This is a genomic window from Bacillus haynesii, from assembly GCF_014042035.1.
In the GTDB taxonomy this organism is placed as follows: Bacteria; Bacillota; Bacilli; order Bacillales; family Bacillaceae; genus Bacillus; species Bacillus haynesii.
Map to the genome: position 1 here is coordinate 4201218 of NZ_CP059494.1, position 23643 is coordinate 4224860.

At 44.4% G+C, this 23643-nt stretch carries 24 protein-coding genes; 17 read left to right on the forward strand and 7 right to left on the reverse strand.

The window, feature by feature from the left end; translation table 11 throughout:
* Nucleotides 1-23: 23 nt before the first annotated feature.
* Both tyrS and H2R00_RS20910 read left to right on the forward strand, forming a co-directional pair.
* Complete coding sequence (gene tyrS, locus H2R00_RS20905) at nucleotides 24-1289, forward strand: tyrosine--tRNA ligase (protein WP_182071124.1); 1266 nt, start codon at nucleotides 24-26, stop codon at nucleotides 1287-1289.
* Nucleotides 1290-1420: 131 nt separating this feature from the next.
* The gene (locus H2R00_RS20910; RefSeq protein WP_182070217.1) at nucleotides 1421-1567 is read left to right on the forward strand and encodes a hypothetical protein; all 147 of its coding nucleotides are present in this window, start codon (nucleotides 1421-1423) and stop codon (nucleotides 1565-1567) included.
* Between the two features lie 49 nt (nucleotides 1568-1616).
* Here the strand turns inward: H2R00_RS20910 and H2R00_RS20915 are convergent, their stop codons facing one another.
* Entirely contained in the window at nucleotides 1617-2036 is a 420-nt protein-coding gene (locus H2R00_RS20915; RefSeq protein WP_076791162.1) for an Lrp/AsnC family transcriptional regulator, read from the reverse strand.
* Nucleotides 2037-2168: 132 nt separating this feature from the next.
* On the opposite strand from H2R00_RS20915, the gene H2R00_RS20920 reads away from it, so the two are divergent.
* Complete coding sequence (locus tag H2R00_RS20920; protein WP_182070218.1) at nucleotides 2169-2930, forward strand: MBL fold metallo-hydrolase; 762 nt, start codon at nucleotides 2169-2171, stop codon at nucleotides 2928-2930.
* 525 nt (nucleotides 2931-3455) lie between these two features.
* Entirely contained in the window at nucleotides 3456-3893 is a 438-nt protein-coding gene (locus tag H2R00_RS20925) for a DUF805 domain-containing protein (RefSeq protein ID WP_154998923.1), read from the forward strand.
* Nucleotides 3894-4153: 260 nt separating this feature from the next.
* Here the strand turns inward: H2R00_RS20925 and H2R00_RS20930 are convergent, their stop codons facing one another.
* Nucleotides 4154-4384, reverse strand: coding sequence for a hypothetical protein (locus H2R00_RS20930; protein WP_182070219.1), 231 nt, complete (start codon nucleotides 4382-4384; stop codon nucleotides 4154-4156).
* 350 nt (nucleotides 4385-4734) lie between these two features.
* Nucleotides 4735-5337 carry a 30S ribosomal protein S4 gene (gene rpsD / locus H2R00_RS20935; protein ID WP_154998929.1) on the reverse strand — a complete coding sequence of 201 codons (603 nt, stop codon included), beginning with the start codon at nucleotides 5335-5337 and terminating at the stop codon, nucleotides 4735-4737.
* A gap of 330 nt (nucleotides 5338-5667) precedes the next feature.
* Here rpsD and H2R00_RS20940 point away from each other — a divergent pair, with 330 nt between their 5' ends.
* Nucleotides 5668-7368, forward strand: a complete 1701-nt coding sequence (locus H2R00_RS20940; protein ID WP_182070220.1) for a sensor domain-containing diguanylate cyclase — start codon at nucleotides 5668-5670, stop codon at nucleotides 7366-7368.
* A 13-nt stretch (nucleotides 7369-7381) separates the two neighbouring features.
* Here the strand turns inward: H2R00_RS20940 and H2R00_RS20945 are convergent, their stop codons facing one another.
* Nucleotides 7382-7876: a GAF domain-containing protein gene (locus H2R00_RS20945; protein WP_182070221.1), complete on the reverse strand. Its 495-nt coding sequence runs from the start codon at nucleotides 7874-7876 to the stop codon at nucleotides 7382-7384.
* 128 nt (nucleotides 7877-8004) lie between these two features.
* On the opposite strand from H2R00_RS20945, the gene refZ reads away from it, so the two are divergent.
* Nucleotides 8005-8643 carry a forespore capture DNA-binding protein RefZ gene (refZ, locus tag H2R00_RS20950; RefSeq protein ID WP_043928645.1) on the forward strand — a complete coding sequence of 213 codons (639 nt, stop codon included), beginning with the start codon at nucleotides 8005-8007 and terminating at the stop codon, nucleotides 8641-8643.
* Here the strand turns inward: refZ and hisJ are convergent.
* Complete coding sequence (hisJ, locus tag H2R00_RS20955; protein ID WP_154998643.1) at nucleotides 8636-9448, reverse strand: histidinol-phosphatase HisJ; 813 nt, start codon at nucleotides 9446-9448, stop codon at nucleotides 8636-8638. The genes refZ and hisJ overlap by 8 nt on opposite strands.
* A gap of 187 nt (nucleotides 9449-9635) precedes the next feature.
* Here hisJ and ezrA point away from each other — a divergent pair, with 187 nt between their 5' ends.
* Nucleotides 9636-11330, forward strand: coding sequence for a septation ring formation regulator EzrA (gene ezrA, locus H2R00_RS20960; RefSeq protein ID WP_182070222.1), 1695 nt, complete (start codon nucleotides 9636-9638; stop codon nucleotides 11328-11330).
* A 103-nt stretch (nucleotides 11331-11433) separates the two neighbouring features.
* Here ezrA and brnQ read toward each other — a convergent pair whose 3' ends face one another.
* A complete protein-coding gene (gene brnQ / locus H2R00_RS20965; RefSeq protein ID WP_182070223.1) occupies nucleotides 11434-12771 on the reverse strand; it encodes a branched-chain amino acid transport system II carrier protein in 1338 nt (445 codons plus the stop codon).
* A gap of 195 nt (nucleotides 12772-12966) precedes the next feature.
* Between brnQ and H2R00_RS20970 the strand changes: the two genes are divergently transcribed.
* The 7 genes from H2R00_RS20970 to H2R00_RS21000 all read left to right on the forward strand — a co-directional run bounded on the left by H2R00_RS20970 (nucleotide 12967) and on the right by H2R00_RS21000 (nucleotide 20230).
* A complete protein-coding gene (locus tag H2R00_RS20970) occupies nucleotides 12967-14112 on the forward strand; it encodes a cysteine desulfurase family protein (protein WP_154998649.1) in 1146 nt (381 codons plus the stop codon).
* A 7-nt stretch (nucleotides 14113-14119) separates the two neighbouring features.
* Nucleotides 14120-15325: a tRNA uracil 4-sulfurtransferase ThiI gene (gene thiI / locus H2R00_RS20975; RefSeq protein ID WP_182070224.1), complete on the forward strand. Its 1206-nt coding sequence runs from the start codon at nucleotides 14120-14122 to the stop codon at nucleotides 15323-15325.
* 109 nt (nucleotides 15326-15434) lie between these two features.
* Nucleotides 15435-15647, forward strand: coding sequence for an alpha/beta-type small acid-soluble spore protein (locus H2R00_RS20980; RefSeq protein WP_003184396.1), 213 nt, complete (start codon nucleotides 15435-15437; stop codon nucleotides 15645-15647).
* Nucleotides 15648-15780: 133 nt separating this feature from the next.
* The gene (gene mbcS / locus H2R00_RS20985) at nucleotides 15781-17379 is read left to right on the forward strand and encodes an acyl-CoA synthetase MbcS (protein WP_244958342.1); all 1599 of its coding nucleotides are present in this window, start codon (nucleotides 15781-15783) and stop codon (nucleotides 17377-17379) included.
* Between the two features lie 24 nt (nucleotides 17380-17403).
* Nucleotides 17404-17832: a MarR family winged helix-turn-helix transcriptional regulator gene (locus tag H2R00_RS20990; RefSeq protein WP_154999343.1), complete on the forward strand. Its 429-nt coding sequence runs from the start codon at nucleotides 17404-17406 to the stop codon at nucleotides 17830-17832.
* Nucleotides 17833-17969: 137 nt separating this feature from the next.
* The gene (locus H2R00_RS20995; protein WP_182070226.1) at nucleotides 17970-19592 is read left to right on the forward strand and encodes an MFS transporter; all 1623 of its coding nucleotides are present in this window, start codon (nucleotides 17970-17972) and stop codon (nucleotides 19590-19592) included.
* A 2-nt stretch (nucleotides 19593-19594) separates the two neighbouring features.
* Nucleotides 19595-20230, forward strand: coding sequence for an HlyD family secretion protein (locus tag H2R00_RS21000; protein ID WP_154999341.1), 636 nt, complete (start codon nucleotides 19595-19597; stop codon nucleotides 20228-20230).
* Nucleotides 20231-20291: 61 nt separating this feature from the next.
* On the opposite strand, the gene H2R00_RS21005 is transcribed toward H2R00_RS21000, so the two are convergent.
* Nucleotides 20292-21089, reverse strand: a complete 798-nt coding sequence (locus H2R00_RS21005; protein ID WP_182070227.1) for an NAD kinase — start codon at nucleotides 21087-21089, stop codon at nucleotides 20292-20294.
* A gap of 193 nt (nucleotides 21090-21282) precedes the next feature.
* On the opposite strand from H2R00_RS21005, the gene sppA reads away from it, so the two are divergent.
* The 3 genes from sppA to H2R00_RS21020 all read left to right on the forward strand — a co-directional run bounded on the left by sppA (nucleotide 21283) and on the right by H2R00_RS21020 (nucleotide 23632).
* Complete coding sequence (gene sppA, locus H2R00_RS21010) at nucleotides 21283-22290, forward strand: signal peptide peptidase SppA (RefSeq protein ID WP_182070228.1); 1008 nt, start codon at nucleotides 21283-21285, stop codon at nucleotides 22288-22290.
* Between the two features lie 15 nt (nucleotides 22291-22305).
* Nucleotides 22306-22824: an RDD family protein gene (locus H2R00_RS21015; RefSeq protein WP_154999338.1), complete on the forward strand. Its 519-nt coding sequence runs from the start codon at nucleotides 22306-22308 to the stop codon at nucleotides 22822-22824.
* A gap of 124 nt (nucleotides 22825-22948) precedes the next feature.
* The gene (locus H2R00_RS21020; protein ID WP_154999337.1) at nucleotides 22949-23632 is read left to right on the forward strand and encodes a DUF2953 domain-containing protein; all 684 of its coding nucleotides are present in this window, start codon (nucleotides 22949-22951) and stop codon (nucleotides 23630-23632) included.
* The last annotated feature ends 11 nt before the right edge of the window (nucleotides 23633-23643 follow it).

The window sequence follows — 23643 nt, forward strand, 5'->3', positions numbered from 1 at the left end:
TGGAAAAAAGGAGCTAATTGATGATGACACACTTACTTGATGATTTGTCCTTCAGGGGACTGATTCAGCAGCAAACCGATGAAGCAGGCTTGAGAGAACTGCTGGATTCAGAGAAAATCAGCTTATATTCCGGATTTGATCCGACAGCTGACAGTCTGCATATCGGACACCTGCTGCCGATTTTAATGCTTCACCGCTTCCAGCTGGCCGGACATCGTCCGATTGCACTCGTAGGCGGAGCAACGGGCCTGATCGGCGATCCGAGCGGAAAGAAAGCGGAGCGCACGCTGAACAATGAAGAAATCGTCCGCGAATGGTCACAGAAAATCAAAAATCAGCTTTCGCGTTTCCTTGATTTTGAAGCTGATGAGAATCCGGCGATCATGGCGAACAACTATGACTGGATCGGCAAAATGAACGTCATTGATTTTCTGCGCGATGTCGGCAAAAACTTCGGAATCAATTACATGCTTGCCAAAGATACGGTAAGCTCCCGAATCGAGACGGGCATTTCTTATACTGAATTCAGCTACATGATCCTGCAGTCTCTCGATTTCTTGAATTTGTACAGAAACAAGGAATGCAAGCTGCAAATCGGCGGAAGCGACCAGTGGGGCAATATCACATCAGGCCTCGAGCTCATCCGCAAATCCGAAGAGAATGCAAAAGCTTTCGGATTGACGATTCCGCTTGTGACAAAAGCAGACGGCACGAAGTTCGGAAAAACGGAAGGCGGCGCGATCTGGCTTGATAAAGAGAAGACGTCAGCGTATGAGTTTTATCAATTCTGGATCAATACCGACGACAGAGATGTCGTGAAATACTTAAAATACTTCACTTTCTTGTCCAAAGAAGAAATTGAAGATCTCGCTGAAAAAACAGAGACAGCGCCTGAAAAACGCGAAGCGCAAAAGCGCCTCGCCGAAGAAGTGACCGTTCTTGTACACGGCCGTGAAGCGTTTGAGCAGGCCGTCAACATCTCAAAAGCACTCTTCAGCGGAGATATCAAACAATTGACAGCTGAAGAAGTAAAAGTCGGCTTTAAAGGGGTTCCTTCACTCGAGCTCGAGAAAGCGGATGAACTTCCTCTTGTTGAGATACTCGTCCAATCAAAGCTGTCTCCGTCTAAACGCCAGGCGCGCGAAGATATCACGAATGGCGCGGTATACGTTAACGGAGAGCGCCGCACCGATGTTGCGGACGTCCTCACCGGCGACGACCGCATCGAAGGACAGTTTACCGTCATTCGCCGCGGTAAAAAGAAATACTTCCTGCTGACTTATAAGTAATCAAAAAACTCTTGCCAAACGGCAAGGGTTTTTTTGTGTCAACATGTTTCATGTATGTTCATTCAGGAAATGTCAAAAATATAGATGTAATAGGTAAAGCGTTTCCATCGTTGAAGAGGGAGGAATGTAGCATGAACCTGTTCATTGCAGCCAAAGAAAAATTTATGGAAGATTACCACAAGCAGCTGGAAACGGAACGAAAACAAGAGGCGCAGCAGTCAGCTGACGGATACAATCAATTGAATCAGACGGAAAATGCAGCAAAGCGGCTGAAGTAGAGGGTCTTTAGGGCCCTCTTTTTTATAAAAAAAGCGGACGGCTGATTCTTCACACGCCCGTTTTATTAATAACGATCGACAGTTTATAATTTGCATGATGGTTTAAGTCTGTTAAAAATTGATCCAACAGTTGATTTGACGGAAACTTGCATTCGAGAAGATAACAGCCGTCCCCGCTGATTTTATAGTTTTGAATGATGTATTTCTGCTGTGCTTTGATAAACGAAAGATAAGGCTTATGGTAAGTGCTTTTTGTATAGATATTGATAAAAGCGTGAATAAAACACCCGAGTTTGACTTGATTCACTTTTATGGTATAACCTTCAATCACTCCTTGATCCTCTAATTTTGCAACCCTTGATGAAGCCGCCTGGCCTGTCAAATGAACTTTCTCTCCTAATTCCTTCATGGTCATCCGGCTGTTTTTTGATAATTCCTCTATGATTTGCCTGTCTGTATGATCGAGCATTTCATCAAATCCTCTCAAAAGAACGTTTTTCAAAAATCAAGTCAAACGCTAAAAAGACTTGACTATATCTATTTAAATGATGATCGGTCATAGTATAAACTAATCGTAAATAAAAGGAAAGGCATGATAACCATGAATATTCAACAAATTCGAAATGCAACATTAGCCGTCAAATATGCTGGCAAAACATTTTTAATAGATCCGATGCTGGCTGAGAAAGGCACTTATCCTCCTTTTCCGAACTCAGCAAGACAAGATCAAAACAACCCTTTGGTCACCCTGCCTGTATCAACCGACGAGCTCGTCAAGAATACAGACGCAGTCATCGTCACTCATCTGCATTTAGATCACTTTGACGATGCTGCCAAAGATCTGTTGCCGAAAGAAATCAAACTGTTTGTCCAAAATGAAGCAGATGCTGAGGAAGTGAGAAAAGCCGGTTTTCAAGATATAGAGGTTTTAACAAAAGATACGGTGTTTGAGGGGATTCAATTAATCAAGACAAAAGGCGAGCATGGACGAGGAGAGATATTAAAGCTTGCCGGAGAAGTGTGCGGCGTTGTCTTCAAGCACTCAAAGGAGAAAACGCTGTATGTAGCAGGTGATACGGTTTGGTATGAAGGTGTCCGGGAAGAAATCGCTGCGCATCAGCCGGACATTATAATCGTTAACGGAGGAGACAATCAATTCTTTGAAGGAGGGTCTCTCGTCATGGGGAAAGAGGATATTGCTGAAGTCTATCACGTCGCTCCTGACGCCACAATCATTTCCAGTCATATGGAAGCTGTCAACCATTGGACTTTATCACGTGACGAATTGAAGAGCTTCATTCATGAAAAAGGAATGTCCTCACGTGTTCTTGTGCCGAATGACGGCGAATCTTACACATTTTAATATATGAACGGTCAAAGCCGTAAAAAACAGACAGTGAACTTCTGTCTGTTTTTTGACGTCTTCTTCGAGAATAAAGATCAATGCCTCCGGCGGGATTCGAACCCGCACTCCTTCCGTAAGCATAGGCTAGGGGAGAACACGCTTCCCTACGGACTTTCACCGACAGGAATTCCACCTGTCTCAGCTATTTGCTTTTCGGTGCTTCTGAAACCCTTGCCTTGCGACCCGTTCCTACAATGTTTTACGGCGCTCTTCCCTTCTAGAGCTACAGAGGCGAAATGAATGATTCATATTATACAGAAGCAATGGTTAAATGGGAACTGAATTTTGTAAAGGAACCATCATTTTTCCTATAGATATGACTGTAAGCTCAAAGTCCAATTAGAAAAAATGTTCTTTCTGAACAGGCTTCAAAAAATTTAATAATTGGGGATCACCTTTCAAGTAAATGGTCGAAAATGATATTTTATGGTATAATTCATATGTTTTTCGCAAATTTATAGATTTGACAGTGGAGGAAATTGTATGAAATGGTATTGGAGAGGCTTGAGGAATTATGCGAATTTTGAAGGGAGAGCAAGACGAAAAGAATATTGGTTGTTTCATGTATTTAACGGCATCATATGTTTTATTTTATTCATCTTATCATTAATGATAGTAAGTTTATTTATTTCAGGAATCATGACAGCTGAAGGATATGACAGATATCAAGTAGGCTATATCATTGGATATGGCGGGGGATTCCTCGGGTACATTCTGATCTTTATTTATCAGTTGGCTGTTTTGGTGCCCTCTTTGGCTGTCAATGTCCGCAGGCTGCATGATACCGGAAGAAGCGGCTGGTGGATTTTAATTGGCTTTTTGCCGATTATCGGTGCTGTCATTCTGCTGATTTTTTACTGTCAGGCTGGCGAAGCAAAAGAAAATCAATATGGACCAAATCCAAAAGTAAATGTATCGTAAATTGCACCCCAATTGTTAGAAAATCATCTGGCGATTGGGGTTTTTTATATACTGAAGAAGACCGAAGGGGGGGCAAATCTTTGGAGTCTGTTACATCTGCCAGCATTTCCGAAGAGTGTTTGGCGTATCAACCTCAGTAACGATACCGGAGAACAGTCAAATGGGCGAGGCTAAAACAAAAGCAGGCGCTGAAGGTGTGGTATCGCGAGGCGGATCTCGGCCCTCCTAGAAGCCTCTCCTTTAAGACTTCCGGGAGCTTTTTATAAATAAATCGCACACCACCCCGCTAAAACCTCCATAACAAAGTAGTCATTGCTGTCCATTTTCTTGCCGTGTTTAACAAAGACATTCAACGCCCAATTCAGTTTAGTGCCATCAGCCGTCTTTGTAACCCATTTTTTGCTGATATTGTAGTACATGACCTTGAAAAGGGCGAATAGGGCTGAACAGAACAAGTAGAACAAGACAAACTTGCCCAAAAACAAAAGCATTTATTGGTCACTCCCCCGTTTTCATACTCTAACCAACGATTTGATTTTACCGAAAATGTGTATAAGAGAAAAGGAGACGTCTATCATATCTTGCTCGTGAGAAGATACTTTGCAAGAAAAATCATCTCTAAAAAAACCAACTCTTATGAGCTGGGTCCGTTTTATTCCGGCGGACGAATTTCGAATCAGGATGAATATGATCACAGATATCAGAATCATCAAGATCTAAATCATCCCGGCTTATCAGCAGCCAGAATCAACGGGGAAGAAAGAAAACAAAAAACCCTAGAATCGTTGGTATATCAACAATCCTAGGGTTTTTGCCAATGCTCTTTAAAGAGCATTTTCTATTAACGAGAGTAGAACTCAACGATCAACGCTTCGTTAATCTCAGCAGGAAGCTCAGAACGCTCTGGAAGGCGAGTTAATGAACCTTCAAGCTTTTCAGCGTCAAAAGTCAGGTATTCAGGAACAAAGTTGTTCACTTCAACCGCTTCTTTAACGACAGAAAGGTTTTGAGATTTTTCACGAAGTGAAATCGTTTGGCCAGGTTTAACTTGGTAAGACGGGATGTCAACGCGGCTTCCGTCAACAAGAACGTGACCGTGGTTTACCAATTGGCGTGCTTGGCGGCGAGTACGCGCTAGGCCAAGACGGTAAACAATGTTGTCAAGGCGTGCTTCAAGAAGAATCATGAAGTTTTCACCGTGTTTACCAGCCATTTTCGCAGCTTTGTCAAAAAGGTTGCGGAATTGGCGTTCGTTCACACCGTACATATGGCGAAGCTTTTGCTTTTCTTGCAATTGCAAACCATATTCTGATAGTTTTTTACGCTGTCCCGGACCGTGAGGACCTGGTGCGTAAGGACGTTTTTCTAATTCTTTACCCGTACCGCTTAAAGAGATGCCTAAACGACGGGATATTTTCCAACTTGGACCTGTATAGCGAGCCATAATGTGACTCCTCCTTCGGTTTTATTTTTGTGAAAATAAAACCCATCTGTTCAATTCAGCCATGTCCATTTTGTTTTCATGTATCCTCGCTCCAGCAGCAAAGAGTTACACGATACACCTTAATAGATAAGGAACAAAATGAAACACAGAAGCAGAACAAAAAGGCTGCATTATTTCACACAAAGAAGATTATATAATGTCCGCCGGGCAAAGTCAACCATTCATAGACCGTCCCAAAAAGAACAGACTGTTTATAAGTATATAGTCCTGTTTTTGTGATATAATCATGAAAATAAAATACATAAAACGGATTTTATTAAGGTGATGACCATGAATAAACAAACTGAAGACCTATATCAGTCTTTTCATCAGAAGCTGTTACAATTTTTTTTGAAAAAGCCGGCCGTCTCGTACGACGACTCTGTTGCCTGGCTAAAAGCGGCAGCAGAGTCATTTTTTTCGTTCATGTCTCTAACATTGCATCCTTCTTCAAAACTGCAGGGATCGAGAGGCAAAAGCGGTCCGATCAGCCGAGTTAATGATTATTATACCATTATAACAATAGAAGAAAACAGCAAATATATAGAACTTTCGTGTCAAAAGAATCATAAAGTACCAGAACGTCTCCCTGAATCCATCCGCCTGTTTTTAATGCATTGTCTGGAGCTTGATGAATTATTTCGTGATGAACTCAAGAAAACAAAGATTTATGAAAAGACGGAGCTGCTGCATGAGCTGATGGATCAGGGGCAGGTGCTCAAGACAATGCTCGAAAGTTTAAGGGATGTTTTTCCTTTTTTGACATATTGTCTTTTCTTGTCATACGATGAGGATCAATACATTAACCTTCCAGCGATAGAGTTGGATGTGCAAAGCGAATCGACCGATTCTTTTGCCCTGGATGCATACTTATCAGAACAGGTGAAGAGCAAAAATGAAGCGGAAGTATACATTCCGATTAAAGGTCGGCAGGGAACGTATGGCGTTTTGAAAGCTTTTGGACCAGGAGCTGCCGATATGGCAGCAGATATATGCATTATTTCGAATGCGGCAGGGAAAGCATTTGAAAATTCACGACTTTACGAACAGTCGCAGAATATGATTTCAAATTTAGAGCTGATTAATGAAACATCACATCAGCTGAACCGGACGAAACGCCTCCCGGATATGATGAAGAGCTTGTCAGAAAGGCTGATCAGTTCATTCGGAGCCGAAGAGGTAGGCTTTTTTTATAAAAATCACTTGGGCGAGGAAACCCTTCTGCCGGGAAGCACCGGTTTTTTTCAGACGGATGCGGCTCTTCCATACATCCGCTATGTCAAAGAGAAGATTTCAGAGGAAAACGGGGTGTTTGTCGGAAACGGTTCTTCGTTTTTTGGGAATGAAGGGTATGCTTCATTAATGGGCGTTCCGATGCTGGAGAATAATGAAAACAAAGGATTTGTCATCGTGTTGAAAAAAAACGCCTGCTCCTTTTCATTTGAGATGTTTAAGCTGTTTCAGACGCTGATCAGGCATTCCACGCTCGCCGTATCGAATTTGATGCTGCGCGACCGGCTGAAGTATCTTGTTCAGACAGACCGTTTGACAGAGCTCTACTCGAGAAGCTATTTGGATGAGAAAATCGGGTACAGTATGAAATCGGACGAGAAAGGTGTGCTCGTATTGATCGATATCGATGATTTTAAACAGATTAACGATACGCACGGCCATCAGAAAGGCGATGATATTCTCATACAAGTGGCCCGGGTGATCCAACGAAACATCCGCGACCAGGATGTCGCAGCAAGGTGGGGAGGAGAAGAGCTTGCGGTATACTTGCCGAAAGCAGGGCTGAACGCTGGTGAAATGCTTGCTGAGAGGCTGATTACGCTTGTCAGTGAATACACTGATCCAAAGGTGACGATTTCGGGCGGGGTATCCCATTGGTCTCAGGATCGTCCGAAATCTTTATCCACCCTTTTTAAAGAAGCGGATATCGCGCTGTACAATGCAAAGCGGAACGGGAAAAACAAGTTTATGACACATTAAAAAAGAGCCGGATTTACCGGCTCTTTTCGCTTAAACGCTCCCCAAGCTTCTCTGTGAACTTTCTCAAATAATACTCATCTGTTTCATCGAAGCGGTTTTTAATCGGGCTGTCGATATCGAGCACTCCGATGATGTTCCCGTCAACTTCAAGCGGAACTACGATTTCGGATTGGGATGCCGCATCACAGGCAATGTGCCCGGGGAATGCGTGCACATCTTCAACGCGCTCGACACGGCCTTTTGTATAAGCGGTGCCGCAGACGCCTTTCCCGAACGGGATTCTTACGCATGCAGGAAGTCCCTGGAACGGCCCCAGCACAAGCTCACCGTCTTTGGCAAAATAAAAGCCTGCCCAGTTGACGTCTTCCAATGATTGATACAAAAGAGCAGAGGCGTTTGCTGTATTGGCGATCATATCAGGTTCGCCTTCTGTCAGCGCATCGATTTGTTTGAGGAGAAGCTCGTATTTTTTTTCTTTGCTGCCTTCTGTTTTTTCGACATGAAACATTATATTTCCCTCGCTTTTTCTTTGAAATGGCAAAAACGCGCTTGCCGTGATGCTATTTGTCGAGCACTTTTTACAGGAACAACTCCGCTTGAAGTGGAATTGTTTTAAGTAAGAAGGGGTGAAACAAGATGGGATCAAACGCTATTTCAACCACGAAGGACAGGATCATCGAATCTGCCGTGGAGCTGTTCAACCAAAAAGGTTTTTCAGGAACTTCCGTCCGCGAAATTGCCCGAGCAGCCAATGTCAATGTCGCCCACATCTCCTATTATTTTAATGGAAAAGGCGGTTTAATGGAGCATTTAGTATCCCGTTTTTATGAAGGCTATTTAAGAATCCTTGAAAAGGGTCATGAACGCCTTCAGGATGCAGGTGCAACGGATTGCCTTCTTCAATTGGTTTTTGATATTCTATCGTATCAGCATGAGCACCGTCAATTAACTCGGTTTGTCTATCGCGAAGTCACGATTGATTCCACACTGAATCGTGAAGTGATGTCGACATATTTAACAAAAGAAAAGTACATTCTCCATCTGATCATTGAAAAGGGAAAAGAGGACAACGAATTTTCCCGTTTTCCCCTTTCCCATTTTATGATTCAGCTGAAGTCGCTTTTAATGATGCCTTATCTGCAGCCTCAATATATTTCAGAAGTGCTTTATGTACAGCCACACGAGCCGTACTTTTATCAGGCGTATTACAAGGAAGTCAAAACATGGCTTCTCAGTCTGTTGTACAGAGAGCGTCGGCAAGCCGCCGTTATTTAGCAAAGCGGCTCTCAAAATGTTCGTAACCAAATCCGGCATCCTCTGCTTGGTGGGCGTCAGACCCAAAGACAAGCGGGATGTTTTTTTGTTCCGCTTCTTTTATCATCCATTCTTCCATATAGATGTCGCCAGCATATGGCTTGCGGAGGCCGGCTGTATTAAAGTCAAGTTCGAGACCGCGTTTTGCGGCTTCATTCAGACAGGAGGAGACCGAATTTCTGACGCTTTCTGACATCGTATACGGAAACAGCTTCACAAATTTTTTCGCAAGCGTGATGTGGCCGATTCGTTTTGGCTTAAATGCTCCCAGCGGTGATACAATGGAAGAATAGATTTCGTCATAATAGGCGAGATAGACCTGTTCTATGCTGCCATAGCAGTCGATCAGCTGCTGAAACGCTTTTTCATCGTAGTCAAGACAGATGTAAGAAGATCCGGCCGGCAAAAAATGAACGGAAAGAATGCTGTCGTCAAGATGTGTGCCGTATTGATCAAGAAAAGCTTTGATTTCGTGTTCAAAGGCGCGGATATAATCAACTTCAAGACCGATCAAAATATCGAGCTGTCCTTTGTATTCTTCCTTCAGTTCGGTCAGCCGTTCAATATAGCGGTCCAGCTCGCAGATCGGCATGGCGCTGTCTTTCTCCGGAGTCGGATCAATGAAAGAAGGCGGAAGCGGTGCATGCTCAGTAAAGGATACAGATCGGAAGCCTTTTTTGCATAATTCTTCTATATAATATCTGAATTCGTCTTTTGATCCGTGCGGACAAAAGGGAGAATGAACATGACCGTCTCGTTTCAGCATGATGTCACCCCGTAAAAAAATAGTCAGATGTTGTCACTTTGATGTAAAAAAATTAAAAATTCTGCTCAAAAAATGTTGGTTACATGGTATCATAAGAACAATGAAAACGATAGTTTAACTTCATTTTTACATAACAATTTCAAATATCATACCCTGACAGAACAGATAAACAGCAAGGGGGCTCATTATGGAGTTTGTCATTGGCTTACTGGCGTTATTTTTAATCTTATTCGCTACGGGCTACTTATTCAGAAAAAATATATATAAAGAGATCGACCGTTTAGAAGCTTGGAAAATCGAAATCATGAACCGTTCGATCGTGGAAGAGATGTCAAAAATCAAGCATCTGAAAATGACGGGGCAGACTGAGGAATTCTTTGAAAGGTGGCGCCGGGAATGGGATGAAATCGTCACCTCGCATATGCCCAAGGTTGAAGAGCTTCTGTTTGAAGCCGAGGATTGCGCCGACAAATACCGTTTTCAAAAATCGAAACAGGTGCTCGCGCATATTGAGAATCTTTTATCAGCGGCTGAATCCAACATTGAAGACATCTTAAAGGAAATCGCCGATCTTGTCTCAAGCGAAGAGCAGAACCGCAAAGAAATCGAAGAGGTAAAAGAACGGTATACAAAAGTGCGGAAAAACCTCTTGGCATACAGCCACCTGTACGGAGACCTCTATGCGAAAATTGAAGCCGACCTCGATACCGTGTGGGAAGGCATTAAACAGTTTGAAGAGGAAACAGAAGGCGGAAATTACATAGAAGCCAGAAAGGTGCTGCTTGCCCAAGACCGTTTGCTTGAAGAGCTTCAATCATACATAGACGATGTGCCGAAACTGCTTGCAAGCTGCAAGCAGACCGTTCCGCAGGAACTCGCCAAATTGAAAGCCGGCTATCAGGAAATGATCGATAAAGGGTATAAGCTCGATCATATTCAAGTGGAGAAGGAGCTCGAAAACCTTTTGAAAGAATTGAAGCGCGCTGAAGATGCACTTTTGGGCGAGCTTGATTTAGAAGAAGCCGCCGCCATCGTGCAGATGATTGATGAAACGATCCAGACACTGTATAACCAGCTGGAGCATGAAGTCGAAGCGGGGCAGGAAATTTTGGGCAAAGTGCCTGAGCTTGCCGCTGCATTGGAAAAGCTTGAAGCCTCCAAAAAGAATACCGAAGCTGAAACCGAGCTCGTCAAGAAAGGCTACAGACTGACCACCGGCGAACTGGAGAAGCAGCAGTCATATGAAAAGCGCCTCGAAATGGTCGAAAAGCAGTTCGAACAAGTGAGAGAAAGGCTTGATCAGAAACATGTCGCCTACTCGCTGTTAAAAGATGAGCTTGCCGATATCGAAAAGCAGATGGAAGCCGCTCAACGGGAGCATGACGAATACAGGGACATGCTGCAAATGCTGAGAAAAGAAGAGCTTCAGGCAAGAGAGCTTCTCAAGCAATTGAAACAGACGATCAAAGATACGGCGCGCAGCTTGGAGAAAAGCAATGTTCCAGGCATTCCGGAGGCTATAACCGAAAAGATCCGACAGTCACAGACGACAGTGCAGAAAGTGACAGAACAGCTGAATGAGCTGCCGCTGAACATGGATGCGGTGAACGAACGTCTTCAAGAGGCGGAACAGCTTGTCACAGAAGTGAAAACAAAGACGGATGAACTGGTTGAAATGGTTTTGTTGATCGAACGCATCATTCAATATGGCAACCGCTTCAGAAGCCAGGACCGGATCCTTTCCGAACAGCTGAAAGAAGCAGAAAACTGCTTTTACGCATATCAGTATGAAGAGGCTTACGACATTGCCGCCAGAGCAGTGGAAAAAGCGTCGCCTGGAGCAGTGGCTCGGCTTGAAGCGGACGCGAAGCAGCCTGAATAAAGCAAAAACCCGGCACGTGAAAATGCGTGCCGGGTTTTTTGTCTAAAGCTGCAATAAAAGAAAAAAACAGCCCTGTTTCTGAACAGGGCTGTTTTTGCAAAGATCAGCTGACTTTCTTTAATTTGTCCTTCGGAGAAGCGATAAAAAATGTCACAATGTAACCGATCACTGCGCCGATAACAGCCGGAACGACCCAGCCTACACCCATGCTGAACAGCGGGATGTTCGCTTTTAAGATATCGTTAACCGGACCGAGCGGGATTTTCGCCGCGTTTAATCCGTCGATGATGCTCAGAATTCCCGTTGGGATAAGGGCGCCGATATAGACCTCGCGCCGTTCATCAAACAGCTTGTCAATGAATGAGAGCAAAACGACGACGATCGCAAGTGGATAAATCGCCGACAGAATTGGTACGGAAAACGAGATGATTTCCGTCAGTCCGAAATTGGCAATCACTAGGCTGAAAAGCGTCACGATGATGACAACAGCTTTGTAAGATAGCTTCGGAATCAGCTTTGAAAAATACTCTCCGCAAGAAGAAACGAGTCCGACGCTCGTCGTCAGACAGGCGAACAAGATCGCGATGCCGAGCACGGCATTTCCAAGCGAGCCAAACAAATACGCGGAAGCTTTGGACAATATTTCGCCGCCGTTGTCGAGCGAACCGACGGTTTCAACGCTTGTCGCTCCTAAATAAGCGAGAGAAACATAAACGAGTCCGAGTCCGACTGCAGCGACGATCCCCGCTTTGATGCATGAAGCGGCAATTGACTTTGGATTTGTGACGCCGCGGTCTTTAATCGCCGTAATGACGACAATTCCAAAAACGATTGAAGCGATCGCATCCATCGTTTTATACCCTTCTAAAAATCCGACAAACAGAGGTGCAGATTGATAGGCTTCTGTCACAGATCCGATGCTGCCCATCGGGGTGATAAACGCTTTGATGACTAATATTGCGATTACAGTCAATAATATCGGTGTTAAAATTTTACCGATACGGTCAACAAGTTTGCTTGGGTTTAAAGCCAAGAAATAAGTGATCCCAAAAAATATCAGGGTAAAGATAAACAAATAAAGACTTGATGAATGTTTTCCTAAAAACGGCTCAACCGCTATGACGTATGAAACGTTTCCTGTCCTCGGAATAGCAAACAAAGGTCCGATCGTTAAATAAATGCTGACGATTAATATCGTGCCGAAGACCGGATGGGCTTTGTCAGCTAGGCCTTTTGCACTCCCTTTTAGAGCAACCGCAATGACGCCCAATAACGGAAGGCCGACGCCTGTCAGCAGGAATCCGATAATAGCCGGCCAAACATTCTCTCCGGCAGCTTGACCAAGCTGGGGAGGAAAAATCATATTTCCCGCTCCGAAAAAGAGGGCGAACAGCATTAGCCCAATCGCCGTCGTTTCCTTAGCGGATAGTGAAGTTTTCATTAAAAAGAACCTCCTGGTTGTTTTGTTTAAATTTTCTGTCAATTTATTTTCGTGATATAATATGACAAAAGTCCAAAGACTATTATATTTTAAAAATCAGAGAAGTCAAACATTTATTTTTAATTTTCAATTACAAGTTGATATGATAACATATACAGTCATGAAAAAGAACGTTCATTTTTAAAGGAGTAGATCATGATTTATCTTGATAATAGTTCAACAACAAAACCATATCCTGAATTATTACAAATTTATGAACAAGTAAATCAGCGCTTCTTCGGCAATCCGTCGTCGCTGCACCGCCACGGTATTGAAGCGGATCAATTGCTTTCTGAAGCGCGGAAACAGATCAAAACGGCGCTTTCGCTAAAAAATCATGATATCGTGTTTACGTCCGGCGCTTCAGAAGCCAATAACATTGCGCTTAAAGGCATTGCGTTAGCACATGCGCAAAGAGGAAAGCATATCATTGCTTCCTCCATTGAACACCCGTCTGTGACGGAATCCTTGGAGCAGCTGAAGACGGCCTTCGGCTTTGAGGTTACATATCTTCCTGTCGACGGCTGCGGATTTGTTTCGCTTGAAGACTTGAAACAAGCGCTCCGCAAAGACACGATTCTGGTGAGCATCATGCACGTCAACAATGAAACAGGCGTCATCCAGCCTGTGGAAGACATCGGCAAAATCGTAAAAGAAAACACAAGGGCATACTTTCACGTTGATCACGTTCAGGGCATTAACAAGGTTCCGCTGGACATCTCCGGTGCAGACATTGACCTTTGTACGATATCAGGCCACAAGTTTCACGGCTTAAAAGGAACAGGGGCGCTCATTCTGAACGAACGGATCTCGCTTTTTCCTTTGATCTCCGGAGGAGAACAGCAGAACAACAGGCGTGCCGGAACTGAAAATACTGCCGGCGCCGTTACGCTTGCAAAAGCGATCAATATGTCAAAACAGGATTATAACCATTATATAGAAGAAATAAAGGCGGCAAAATCGGCTTTTATCAAGGAGCTAAAAGAGCTAAAAGGTGTTATATTAAATACGCCGGAAGAAAACAGCGCGCCGCATATCATCAATTTTTCCGTGCCGGGATTGAAGGCTGAGGTCCTTTTGCATATGCTAGAAGAGCGGGATATTTTCGTATCGACGACATCAGCATGCTCTTCAAAACAGCATAAGCCGAGCAAGGTGCTTTTAGCAATGGGAAAAGGTGAAGATGCAGCCGCAAGCAGCATTAGAATCAGCATGACGTACCGGGATAATCAGGAGATTGTCGGCCCGTTTATGACGGCCTTAAAAGAAAGTTTACACAAACTAAAAGGAATTATGAGGTAGAGGCACAATGAATGAAGACTACATTTTAATCAGATTTGGCGAAATTTCAACAAAAGGAAAGAACAGAAAGCTTTTTGTCGATCGCCTGAAAAGAAATATCAAAATGGTCTTGCGCGATTTCCGCAAGGTCCGTTATGAATCAACACGTGACAGAATGACTCTCGTATTAAACGGAGAAGACGCGGAAGCTGTAATGGCCCGTCTGAAACACGTTTTCGGCATCCAATCGTTCAGTCTTGCCGTGAAGTGCCGGACAGATCTGGAAAGCATTAAAGAGACAGCGCTCGCGTCTGTTCAAGAACAATACAAGCCCGGGGATACCTTTAAAGTATCGACGAAAAGGGCTTATAAGCAGTTTGAATTAAATACAAATGAGATGAATGCCGAAATCGGCGGACACATTTTGCGCAACACCGATGATCTTACCGTTGACGTTCACTCCCCGGACATCCATTTGCGGATCGAAATTCGGGAAGATGCTACGTATTTGACATTCCGGGATGAAAAAGGTGCGGGCGGACTGCCGGTCGGAAGCGGAGGAAAAGCGATGCTTATGATATCCGGCGGAATCGACAGCCCTGTTGCCGGGTTCTATGCCATGAAGCGCGGGCTGGAAATCGAAGCCGTTCACTTTTTCAGCCCGCCATATACAAGCGAGCGGGCCAAGCAAAAAGTGATCGATCTCACTAAGCGACTTACGGCTTTTGGCGGAGACATCAAGCTTCATATCGTTCCGTTTACAAAAACCCAAGAGCTCATTCAAAAGCAGATTCCCGAGAACTATTCCATGACGGCGACGAGAAGACTGATGCTGCAGATCGCCGATAAACTGCGCGAACGTCATAACGCGCTGGCCATCTTTACAGGGGAAAGCCTCGGCCAGGTGGCAAGCCAGACACTTGAAAGCATGTATGCCATCAACGCGGTCACGAACACGCCGGTTTTGCGCCCTTTAATCGGCATGGATAAGACGGAAATCATCGAAAAAGCGAAGGAAATCGATACGTACGATATCAGCATACGTCCGTACGAAGACTGCTGCACGATCTTTACGCCTTCTGCGCCGAAAACGCGTCCGAAAAAAGAAAAAATCGAACACTTTGAAAGCTACACAGATTTCGAACCGCTCATCAACGAAGCTGTGGAAAACACGGAAACGATTGTTTTGAGCAGCAAAGCGGAAACGAAAGATCAATTTGCGGACTTTTTCTAAAGGAATTCATTAAAACGCCTTTGTCTGTTTTTGCATACAATTACCAAACATTCTTTGTATGAAGTCATGTGTTTTTACACAATCTATACTCACAAGGAGGTGAGAACACATGGCTCAAAACAACAGACAAAGCAGTTCTAACCAACTATTGGTTCCTGGTGCTGCTCAAGCTATCGACCAAATGAAATTCGAAATCGCTTCTGAATTTGGCGTTAACCTTGGAGCAGAAACTACTTCTCGTGCAAACGGTTCAGTTGGAGGAGAAATCACTAAGCGTTTAGTTTCTTTCGCTCAACAGCAAATGGGTGGAACACAACAATAATTAAAATTAAAAAGCAATGGATAATGGGTGGGGTTTAATCCCCACTCTTTTTTATGTTCTGCAAAATAGGCATTTCGGAATACAATTGTATGAAAGGATTATGTATAATAAAAAGATGGCACAAGACAAGGAGATGGAAGGGTTGAGAAGAGAAGATTTGATTGCGCCGGAAAAGTATAATGCGGTTGATGAAATTGAAAAATTTAAATCTTCCCGCGATAAAACCGCATTGATTTGGGAAGATGAATCAGGGCGTCAAGTTTCATGGACCTATGAAGAATTGATTGAAAAGGCTTACAAAATCGGCAGCATATTGACCCGTTCTGGACTGAAAAAAGGTGACAAGCTTATGGTGATGATGCCGCGGATACCGGAGACGTATGCCGTGTACATGGCCATTTTAAAAGCTGGAATGGTGGTCATCCCATGTTCCGAAATGCTCCGGGCGAAAGACTTGGATTACAGGATCAAGCATGCCGGCGTTAAAGGAGCCGTCGTATATTCAGCCTTTCTTGATGCTTTTTTAGATGTTCATTCAAAAGATGAACTGTCGTTGTTTGCCGTCGGAGAAAGCAGCGAAGGGTGGATCAATCTGCTCGAAGAAATGAATCAGGCCGTTGCAGCGGATTTTCAAGCGGCTGATACATCACGCGATGACATCGCATTTTTATCTTACACATCCGGTACGACCGGTCAGCCAAAAGGAGTTGTACATACACACGGCTGGGCTTATGCTCACTTAAGAACGACAGCTTCCGCATGGCTTGATATTTCAGAAGGGGATCTCGTCTGGGCGACAGCAGGGCCGGGCTGGCAAAAATGGGTATGGAGCCCGTTTTTAGCAGTGCTCGGCAGCGGTGCAGCCGGCTTTATCTATCACGGAAAATTTACGCCGGAAACGTATTTGCGGCTGATTGAGCGCCATCAAATCAATGTGCTGTGCTGTACGCCGACAGAGTATCGGTTCATGGCGAAAGTCAATGATTTGTCCCGCTTTGATCTGTCTTCTCTGCACAGCGCTGTTTCGGCCGGGGAGCCGTTGAACAGGGAAGTCATTGATACATTTAAAAAGCATTTTCATATTGCTGTGCGGGACGGATACGGACAAACGGAAAGCACGCTGTTGGTGGGGATCTTAAAAGGAATGAAAATCAAGCCTGGCAGCATGGGAAAACCGACGCCTGGAAACCTGGTTGATATTATAGACGAGAATGGAAAGAGCTGTCCGCCGGGCGAAACGGGCGATATCGCCGTCCACTTAAGCACGCCGGCTCTCTTTAAAGAATATTACAAAGATCAAGAACGAACGCTCCGCCAAAGAAGAGGGGATTACTTTATAACAGGGGATAAGGCGCGAAAGGATGAAGACGGCTATTTCTGGTTTGAAAGCCGCAATGACGATGTGATCATCAGCTCAGGATATACAATCGGCCCGTTTGAAGTTGAAGATGCGCTGATCAAGCATCCTGAGGTCAAAGAATGTGCAGTTGTGGCAAGCCCTGATGAAATCAGGGGATCGATCGTGAAAGCATACGTTGTCTTAAAGGACCGATCCCGTGGGAATGAACACCTGATAAAGGAATTGCAAAACCATGTGAAAGCCATGACGGCCCCTTATAAATACCCCCGGGAGATAGAATTCATCGATGAACTGCCGAAAACGCCTTCGGCGAAAATCAAGCGCTTTGAACTAAGACAACGGGAAATCGCTCTTAAAACGAAAGCTGAATAACCACACAAGAGGGGGGAATATCCGTTGGGGCATGACTCACTCCGAAACATCGAGAAAGAAATCGCGCTTTTAGTCCGTCTGACGACGGCCTACAGTCCGCGGTTTGGAAGTCTGGACCGCTCGGAATATCTGCTGTTAAGCGAGCTTGATAAGCAAAGTCCTCTTGCCATCAACTCGCTGGCCGAAACCTTAATGCTGAATCTTTCGACAGCAAGCAGACAGGTTTCAGCTTTGGAACGGAAAAAGCTCATCAGGCGTTTTCCTGATCCCAACAACGGCCGGATCAGCCTAGTGGAAATGACTTCGGAGGGCATTGATGCTCTGAAAAAAGTGCAAAAGGCCCGCTATCATGTATACACGGAAGTTCTTCAAGACTGGACAGAAGAAGAACTGAACACGTTGGAAACTCATTTGATCAGACTGAATCAGGATTTTAAAAAGTGGAGCAAATAAGCGGCTAAAGGCTGTTGGTCAGACGATCATCAGCCTTTTTCTTTTGAATCGGTTGATTTATTGGAAGAAGGATGTATAATTAACTTGCATAATACAACTTGTAATATGAAATATATAAATCGAAAGGAGGAGCATTTTTGAGTCAATCCGATGTGACAATTCAAAGCTCTAAAAAAATGGGCATTCCGAAATATTTGATCATTTCGGTTTTAACGATACTGGCCATTGGGCCGCAATATTTTCTCAATCTTTCCTATACGCTGAGCCAAGCTGTCATTCAAAACGGACTTCATTTGTCACCGGACGATATGCGGATTCCGTCTATTTTGACAAACCTTGCTTTTGCTCTCGGTGTTCCGCTTGGACGTATATTTTCAAGGAGATTCGGGATTCGGAACAGCTACCTGACCCTCATTACTTTATTTCTATGCGGTTCACTGATTGACGCACTTTCAACAGGTTTGTTTTCGCTTCTTATCGGAAGGGTGATACAGGGACTAAGCGCTGGGATGTTATTTTTGACGATTCTTCCTGTCAAATTGATTTCGTTTCCCAACAAGGTCCGCAATTTGTTTTTGTTATTCGTCATTAGCGGATTGTTCGGCGCTTCAGCAATCGGGGCGGTGTTTGGTTCCCTGTCATTGAGCGCGGATGCATGGCGCTGGGTGTTTATATTAAATATTTGTTCGCCTGTCCTTTGCCTCGTGATCGGCTTTTTTTCTTTGCCAAAACAAACAGCGGAAGAGCGGGAGCATCATGCGATTGATAAGACGGGAGTATTTATGCTCTCATTGCTCATGATTGTTTTGGCGGTGCCGCTTATCAATTTGCAGAAGACGGGTGTTCACTCTTTTTATGTGTGGCCGTTCTTTTTGGCTGGATTCATCATCTTGGCGTTGTTTATCATCACAGACTTGCGCGCCCGGGATCCGCTTGTGCCGTTTCATTCGCTGTGGTCTGCAAAAGCTGTTTCCGGGACGGTTATGGCCGTTGCCTCACACATTGCACTCATTGTTTCTCTTGCCGGGATAAACGGATTTTTGGAAAATATTGCAGATGCTTCTTTTGAAAGCCTGACGCGCTTTTATATGTGCTTTTTCGCAGGGATTTTAGCTACTGCCGTGCTCAGCACGCTTTTATATGATCATTTTGGCGCCGGATTGCTCGGCTGTATCGGCGCTTTGGAGATGATCATCGTCGGTATGGAATGGAGATCGGTTCAACCTGGTGTTTCGATGGAGTCGTTATATCTTCATGCTGTTTTGCTGGGTAGCGGCGTCAGCATGGTATTGGTGTCGGGAGCGCTGGGCACGGCGCTTGCAGGAAATATTCATCAAGCTTCAAAACGCTCGGTTTCGCTTCATTTTATCCGCAATTTCGCCGGGGCCTGGGCTGCACCGGTGATCGGCTGGTTTGCTTCTATGAAGAATGCTGTGCACTACGAGACGATAAGGGGACATATCAGTGAAGCTGATCCTGAAATTCAGCTGGAATTGTCAAAAATGATTCGTGATTTTGTCAGTAGCGGGCTTTCTCTTGGTGATGCGAAAAACATGGCGGCCTATACGATTGTTGCGAATGCCAGAAAAGCTTCAGCACTCGGCGCATATCACGATTTGTTTACGATACTGCTCTGGCTAAGCGTAATTATGTTTGCGGCTTCAATTGGAAAGGCAGCGACCGGAAAGGGAAGATCGCTCGTTCAGAAGCGCCTTCATCTCCCCGATCCTTCAGCAAGTCAACAAAAGGAGATAAGATAAACATGAGTAAAGGACGTTTAGTGATCATCAATATGATGGGGATTATCGCACTTTTAGCGCTTATCGCTGTATGCGGATATTACTATTATCAAAATGAATATTATGTCACGACAGATGAAGCAAAGGTTTCCGCAAATATGACAAAAATAACTGCGCCTGCTTCCGGGAAATTAAGCGGCTGGGATGTAAAAGAAGGTGACCAAATATCAGACGGCGACAACCTCGGAAAAATATCCGACGGTCAGCAGTCGGTAGCTGTCAAAGCCATTTCTGACGGAACACTCGTCAAAAATACAGCCGTCAATCATAAAATCGTAAATGCGGGGGACGTCATCGGCCAAACTGCCGATATGGATAGCCTTTATATTACGGCTCATATTAAAGAAACGGAATTACGCGACATTGAAAAAGGCGACAAAGTGAACATCACAGTCGACGGGGACCGTGATGCAACGTTTGAAGGGAAGGTCGAAGAGATCGGATATGTGACAAATTCGGTATTTTCAATGCTTCCGGAAATGAAGACAAGCGGAGACTATACGAAAGTCACCGAGAAAGTTCAAGTCAAGATTTCGATTCAAAATCCGTCCGCCAAAGTGCTGCCCGGCATGAATGCGGAAGTGAAAATTTCGTTATAAGCACCCGCAAAAAAGAGCAGGACGATCGGCCTGCTCTTTTTTAATGAAAAGGTTTTCAAAATTATAGAAATGTGCGCCTTACTTTTTCCCAGAATGAATTGTCTTTTAATTTAATGGTTTTGATCATCTTGCCGGAGAGGCTGACTTCGACTTCTTTCACATGCATCGTACTGAAGGCTTCATTATCAAGGCCGATGATCGGATAGTCGTTCCCGTCTTGGACGATTTTTAATGACAGCTTTCGATCGGCGCTTAAAATAAACGGCGAGCCGAGCGTTCTGTATGTGTTGTTGTTCAATGAAGCGAGCTCTGTCACCTGTATGCATGGAAGCAGCGGATCAACGATTGCCCCTTCAACCGATTTGTTATAAGCGGTGCTTCCGGTCGGAGTGGACACGATCATTCCGTCCCCCCGGAATGTTTCAAAATGAAGATCATCAATATAGACGTCCATCACAAATGTTTTAATAATGCTTGAACGGATGGATACTTCATTCAGACATTGAAAACTTGTCCCGTCAACGGTTACATCGATCAGAGGATATTTTCTGACCTCGATTTGCTCAGAGTTTGTCGCTTCAATCATTTTATCGGTATCATGTATATTAAAATCCGCATACAAATGAGCTTTCCCCTGTTTTGCCACGCCTACGTACAGGCAGTCATCCCTGAAATTCGTCTTTCGAACCGCCTGCAAAAATGTCCCGTCGCCGCCGATGCTTGCGATAATATTGGCTTCATTGTGATGGTGAACGACGCGAAATCCGTGTTCTTCGGCAAGCTGCTTCAGTTTTTTGCACTGCTCGTCGGTTTCTTCGCTTTTCTTGTAAAAGAAATAAATGTTTCGGCGGTCTGTCACAATCCATTCTCCCCTTTGTCTGTTAAGTTTAGATTTTTCTGCCATCTAACATCTATGTTAAAATGACCTGTGACCCTTAGTTTACCATGTCCAAAAACTTCTTGTATATGAAGCAGCATCATAATGAACTTTTTCTCTTCATATACGTACTAAGACATGCAGCTTTTTTATTCAAAGGAGGAGAACAGACAAAATGAATGCGAAAAGATGGATCGCACTTGTCATCGCGCTGGGCGTTTTTGCGTTATCTGCGGTGGTAAGCCTTTTGCTTGCAGTATTTGACACGATGGGGAATGACGGAAAGATGCAGTTTGGCCTCAATGACACCCAGGAAGAAACAGTGCTTGAACAAGGAAACAGCTCAAGAAAAATCGCCGTTCTTGAAGTGAACGGAACGATTTCCGACAATGGCGGCGCTTCAGGCCTGTTCAGCTCTGAAGGCTATAACCACAGATCGTTTTTGCAAATGCTTGAAAAAGCAAAAGACGATTCTGCCGTAAAGGGCATTGTTCTGCGCGTCAATTCTCCGGGTGGCGGAGTATACGAGAGCGCCGAAATACATAAGAAGCTTGAAGAGATCAAAAAAGATACGAAAAAACCGATTTACGTATCGATGGGCTCGATGGCTGCGTCTGGAGGCTATTACATTTCAACGCCTGCCGACAAAATCTTTGCAGCGCCGGACACGCTGACGGGTTCACTCGGGGTCATCATGGAAAGCCTCAACTACAGCAAGCTTGCAGAGAAGCTTGGATTAAAAACGGAAACGATTAAAAGCGGTGAGTTTAAAGATATCATGTCACCGACGCGCGATATGACGAAAAAAGAAAGAGAAATCATGCAGTCGATGGTCGATGACGCGTACGAAGGGTTTGTCGATGTCATAGCTGAAGGGCGCGGCATGTCCGAAAATGACGTGAAAAAAATTGCTGACGGACGAGTTTATGACGGCCGCCAGGCGAAACAGAATCATCTCATTGATGAACTCGGCTACTATGAAGATGCGGTCAAAGCGATGAAAAAAGACCACAAAAACCTTGCCGGCGCATCTGTTGTCAGCTATGAAGAATCAGCTGGACTTGCGTCGCTGTTTTCAATGACTGCAAATAAGATGTTTAAAAGCGAAGCTGATTTCTTAAACATTAAAGAAACGATTTCTCAATCCGGTGCACCGAGACTCATGTATTTATACGCCAAATAGGAGGGGACCGAAAAAATGGATGTGACTTATGATGGAAAGGATCATAATGAATTATCGCCTAATGTCGGCGTTTCCAGGGAAGAATCGGCCCCGCATGTAGAGCATGCCTATGCCGGTTTTTGGATCAGGCTGTTTGCTTTTCTGCTCGACGGGATTGTTGTCGGCAGCATCAACAAATTAGCGGTTTCACCTGTATTCAGCCTGCTGAATCTCCCTAAAGAATCAGGGTTTTTCACCTTTTCGCTTTATTCTTTTGTGACGGCCGCAGTATTTTTTGCTTACTTTGTCCTGATGACGAAGTATTTCGGACAGACGTTGGGCAAGATGGTATTCGGGCTGAAGGTCGTGTCGCTTGTCCCGGAAAAAGGGCTGACATGGGATGTGATCTTGTTTAGGGAGTTTATCGGCCGCTATATCAACAGTTTGTATATTACGTATCTTGTTGCTGCGTTTTCGCCAAAGAAACAAGGGATTCACGATTTCTTTGCGGACACTGCGGTTATCCATGAAAAACTGTATCGAAAAAAAGACTGAGTGTTTCAAACCCGGCTGCTAAAAGAAGCCGGGTTTTTTGCTGCCTGTGAATCGGCGGAATTCCGGCTATGTTTATTTTTCCAGTTTTCTTCCTATAATGCTTAGTATAAGAGGAAGTGAAATCATGGTTTACATATGGATTGCGGGAGTTTTCATTCTTTTGGCAGCGATTATAATGATGAAAATCCGCGTAGCGATCGAATATCTTCATACAGACGATGACGACCGGCTAACCGTCAAAGTTCGGACAGCTTTTGGCCTTCTGCGCATCAAAAGGGAGATTCCGGTGATTAAAATCAACCAGGAGGATATGACCGTTGATGTGAAAGAACAGACGAATTCGGCTCTGAAAAAAGAGAAAAAGAGGAGAAAAATCGGCTATCGGGAAGTGTTCGATAATACGAAGCAAATCAAAAAATTGGTGGAGCAGGTCATCAATATGCAGCCGATCATCCGCCGGTTTATGAAGCGGATTCACGTCACGAAGCTCGAATGGACCTCTGTCCTCGGCTTTCCTGACGCGGCTTTAACCGGGATTGTCACAGGCGGCGCCTGGTCTCTGAAAGCCGGCACGGTGGCTCTCTTACATCAGCTTTTTTGCTTTGACAGCCAGCCGGAATACGAGGTGATTCCAGCCTTTAACAGCCGTTCCTCCAAAACGCATCTGACATGTATATTCCATTTTCGCGTTGGACATGCTATAACCGCAGCTTTCAGAATCGTGATGAACTGGAAAGGGAAAATGCGCGGCTTATTTAAGCTGCCAAAAAATCTGTCAGGTTCAACAAAGAATGATTCATCAGTATAGGAGGAATGGAA

Bases quoted from the DNA above. Each gene is read 5' to 3' on its own strand.
- tyrS (WP_182071124.1), top strand. From the start codon at position 24: ATGACACACTTACTTGATGATTTGTCCTTCAGGGGACTGATTCAGCAG.
- H2R00_RS20910 (WP_182070217.1), top strand. From the start codon at position 1,421: ATGAACCTGTTCATTGCAGCCAAAGAAAAATTTATGGAAGATTACCAC.
- H2R00_RS20915 (WP_076791162.1), bottom strand. From the start codon at position 2,036: ATGCTCGATCATACAGACAGGCAAATCATAGAGGAATTATCAAAAAAC.
- H2R00_RS20920 (WP_182070218.1), top strand. From the start codon at position 2,169: ATGAATATTCAACAAATTCGAAATGCAACATTAGCCGTCAAATATGCT.
- H2R00_RS20925 (WP_154998923.1), top strand. From the start codon at position 3,456: ATGAAATGGTATTGGAGAGGCTTGAGGAATTATGCGAATTTTGAAGGG.
- H2R00_RS20930 (WP_182070219.1), bottom strand. From the start codon at position 4,384: ATGCTTTTGTTTTTGGGCAAGTTTGTCTTGTTCTACTTGTTCTGTTCA.
- rpsD (WP_154998929.1), bottom strand. From the start codon at position 5,337: ATGGCTCGCTATACAGGTCCAAGTTGGAAAATATCCCGTCGTTTAGGC.
- H2R00_RS20940 (WP_182070220.1), top strand. From the start codon at position 5,668: ATGAATAAACAAACTGAAGACCTATATCAGTCTTTTCATCAGAAGCTG.
- H2R00_RS20945 (WP_182070221.1), bottom strand. From the start codon at position 7,876: ATGTTTCATGTCGAAAAAACAGAAGGCAGCAAAGAAAAAAAATACGAG.
- refZ (WP_043928645.1), top strand. From the start codon at position 8,005: ATGGGATCAAACGCTATTTCAACCACGAAGGACAGGATCATCGAATCT.
- hisJ (WP_154998643.1), bottom strand. From the start codon at position 9,448: ATGCTGAAACGAGACGGTCATGTTCATTCTCCCTTTTGTCCGCACGGA.
- ezrA (WP_182070222.1), top strand. From the start codon at position 9,636: ATGGAGTTTGTCATTGGCTTACTGGCGTTATTTTTAATCTTATTCGCT.
- brnQ (WP_182070223.1), bottom strand. From the start codon at position 12,771: ATGAAAACTTCACTATCCGCTAAGGAAACGACGGCGATTGGGCTAATG.
- H2R00_RS20970 (WP_154998649.1), top strand. From the start codon at position 12,967: ATGATTTATCTTGATAATAGTTCAACAACAAAACCATATCCTGAATTA.
- thiI (WP_182070224.1), top strand. From the start codon at position 14,120: ATGAATGAAGACTACATTTTAATCAGATTTGGCGAAATTTCAACAAAA.
- H2R00_RS20980 (WP_003184396.1), top strand. From the start codon at position 15,435: ATGGCTCAAAACAACAGACAAAGCAGTTCTAACCAACTATTGGTTCCT.
- mbcS (WP_244958342.1), top strand. From the start codon at position 15,781: ATGGAAGGGTTGAGAAGAGAAGATTTGATTGCGCCGGAAAAGTATAAT.
- H2R00_RS21000 (WP_154999341.1), top strand. From the start codon at position 19,595: ATGAGTAAAGGACGTTTAGTGATCATCAATATGATGGGGATTATCGCA.
- sppA (WP_182070228.1), top strand. From the start codon at position 21,283: ATGAATGCGAAAAGATGGATCGCACTTGTCATCGCGCTGGGCGTTTTT.
- H2R00_RS21015 (WP_154999338.1), top strand. From the start codon at position 22,306: ATGGATGTGACTTATGATGGAAAGGATCATAATGAATTATCGCCTAAT.
- H2R00_RS21020 (WP_154999337.1), top strand. From the start codon at position 22,949: ATGGTTTACATATGGATTGCGGGAGTTTTCATTCTTTTGGCAGCGATT.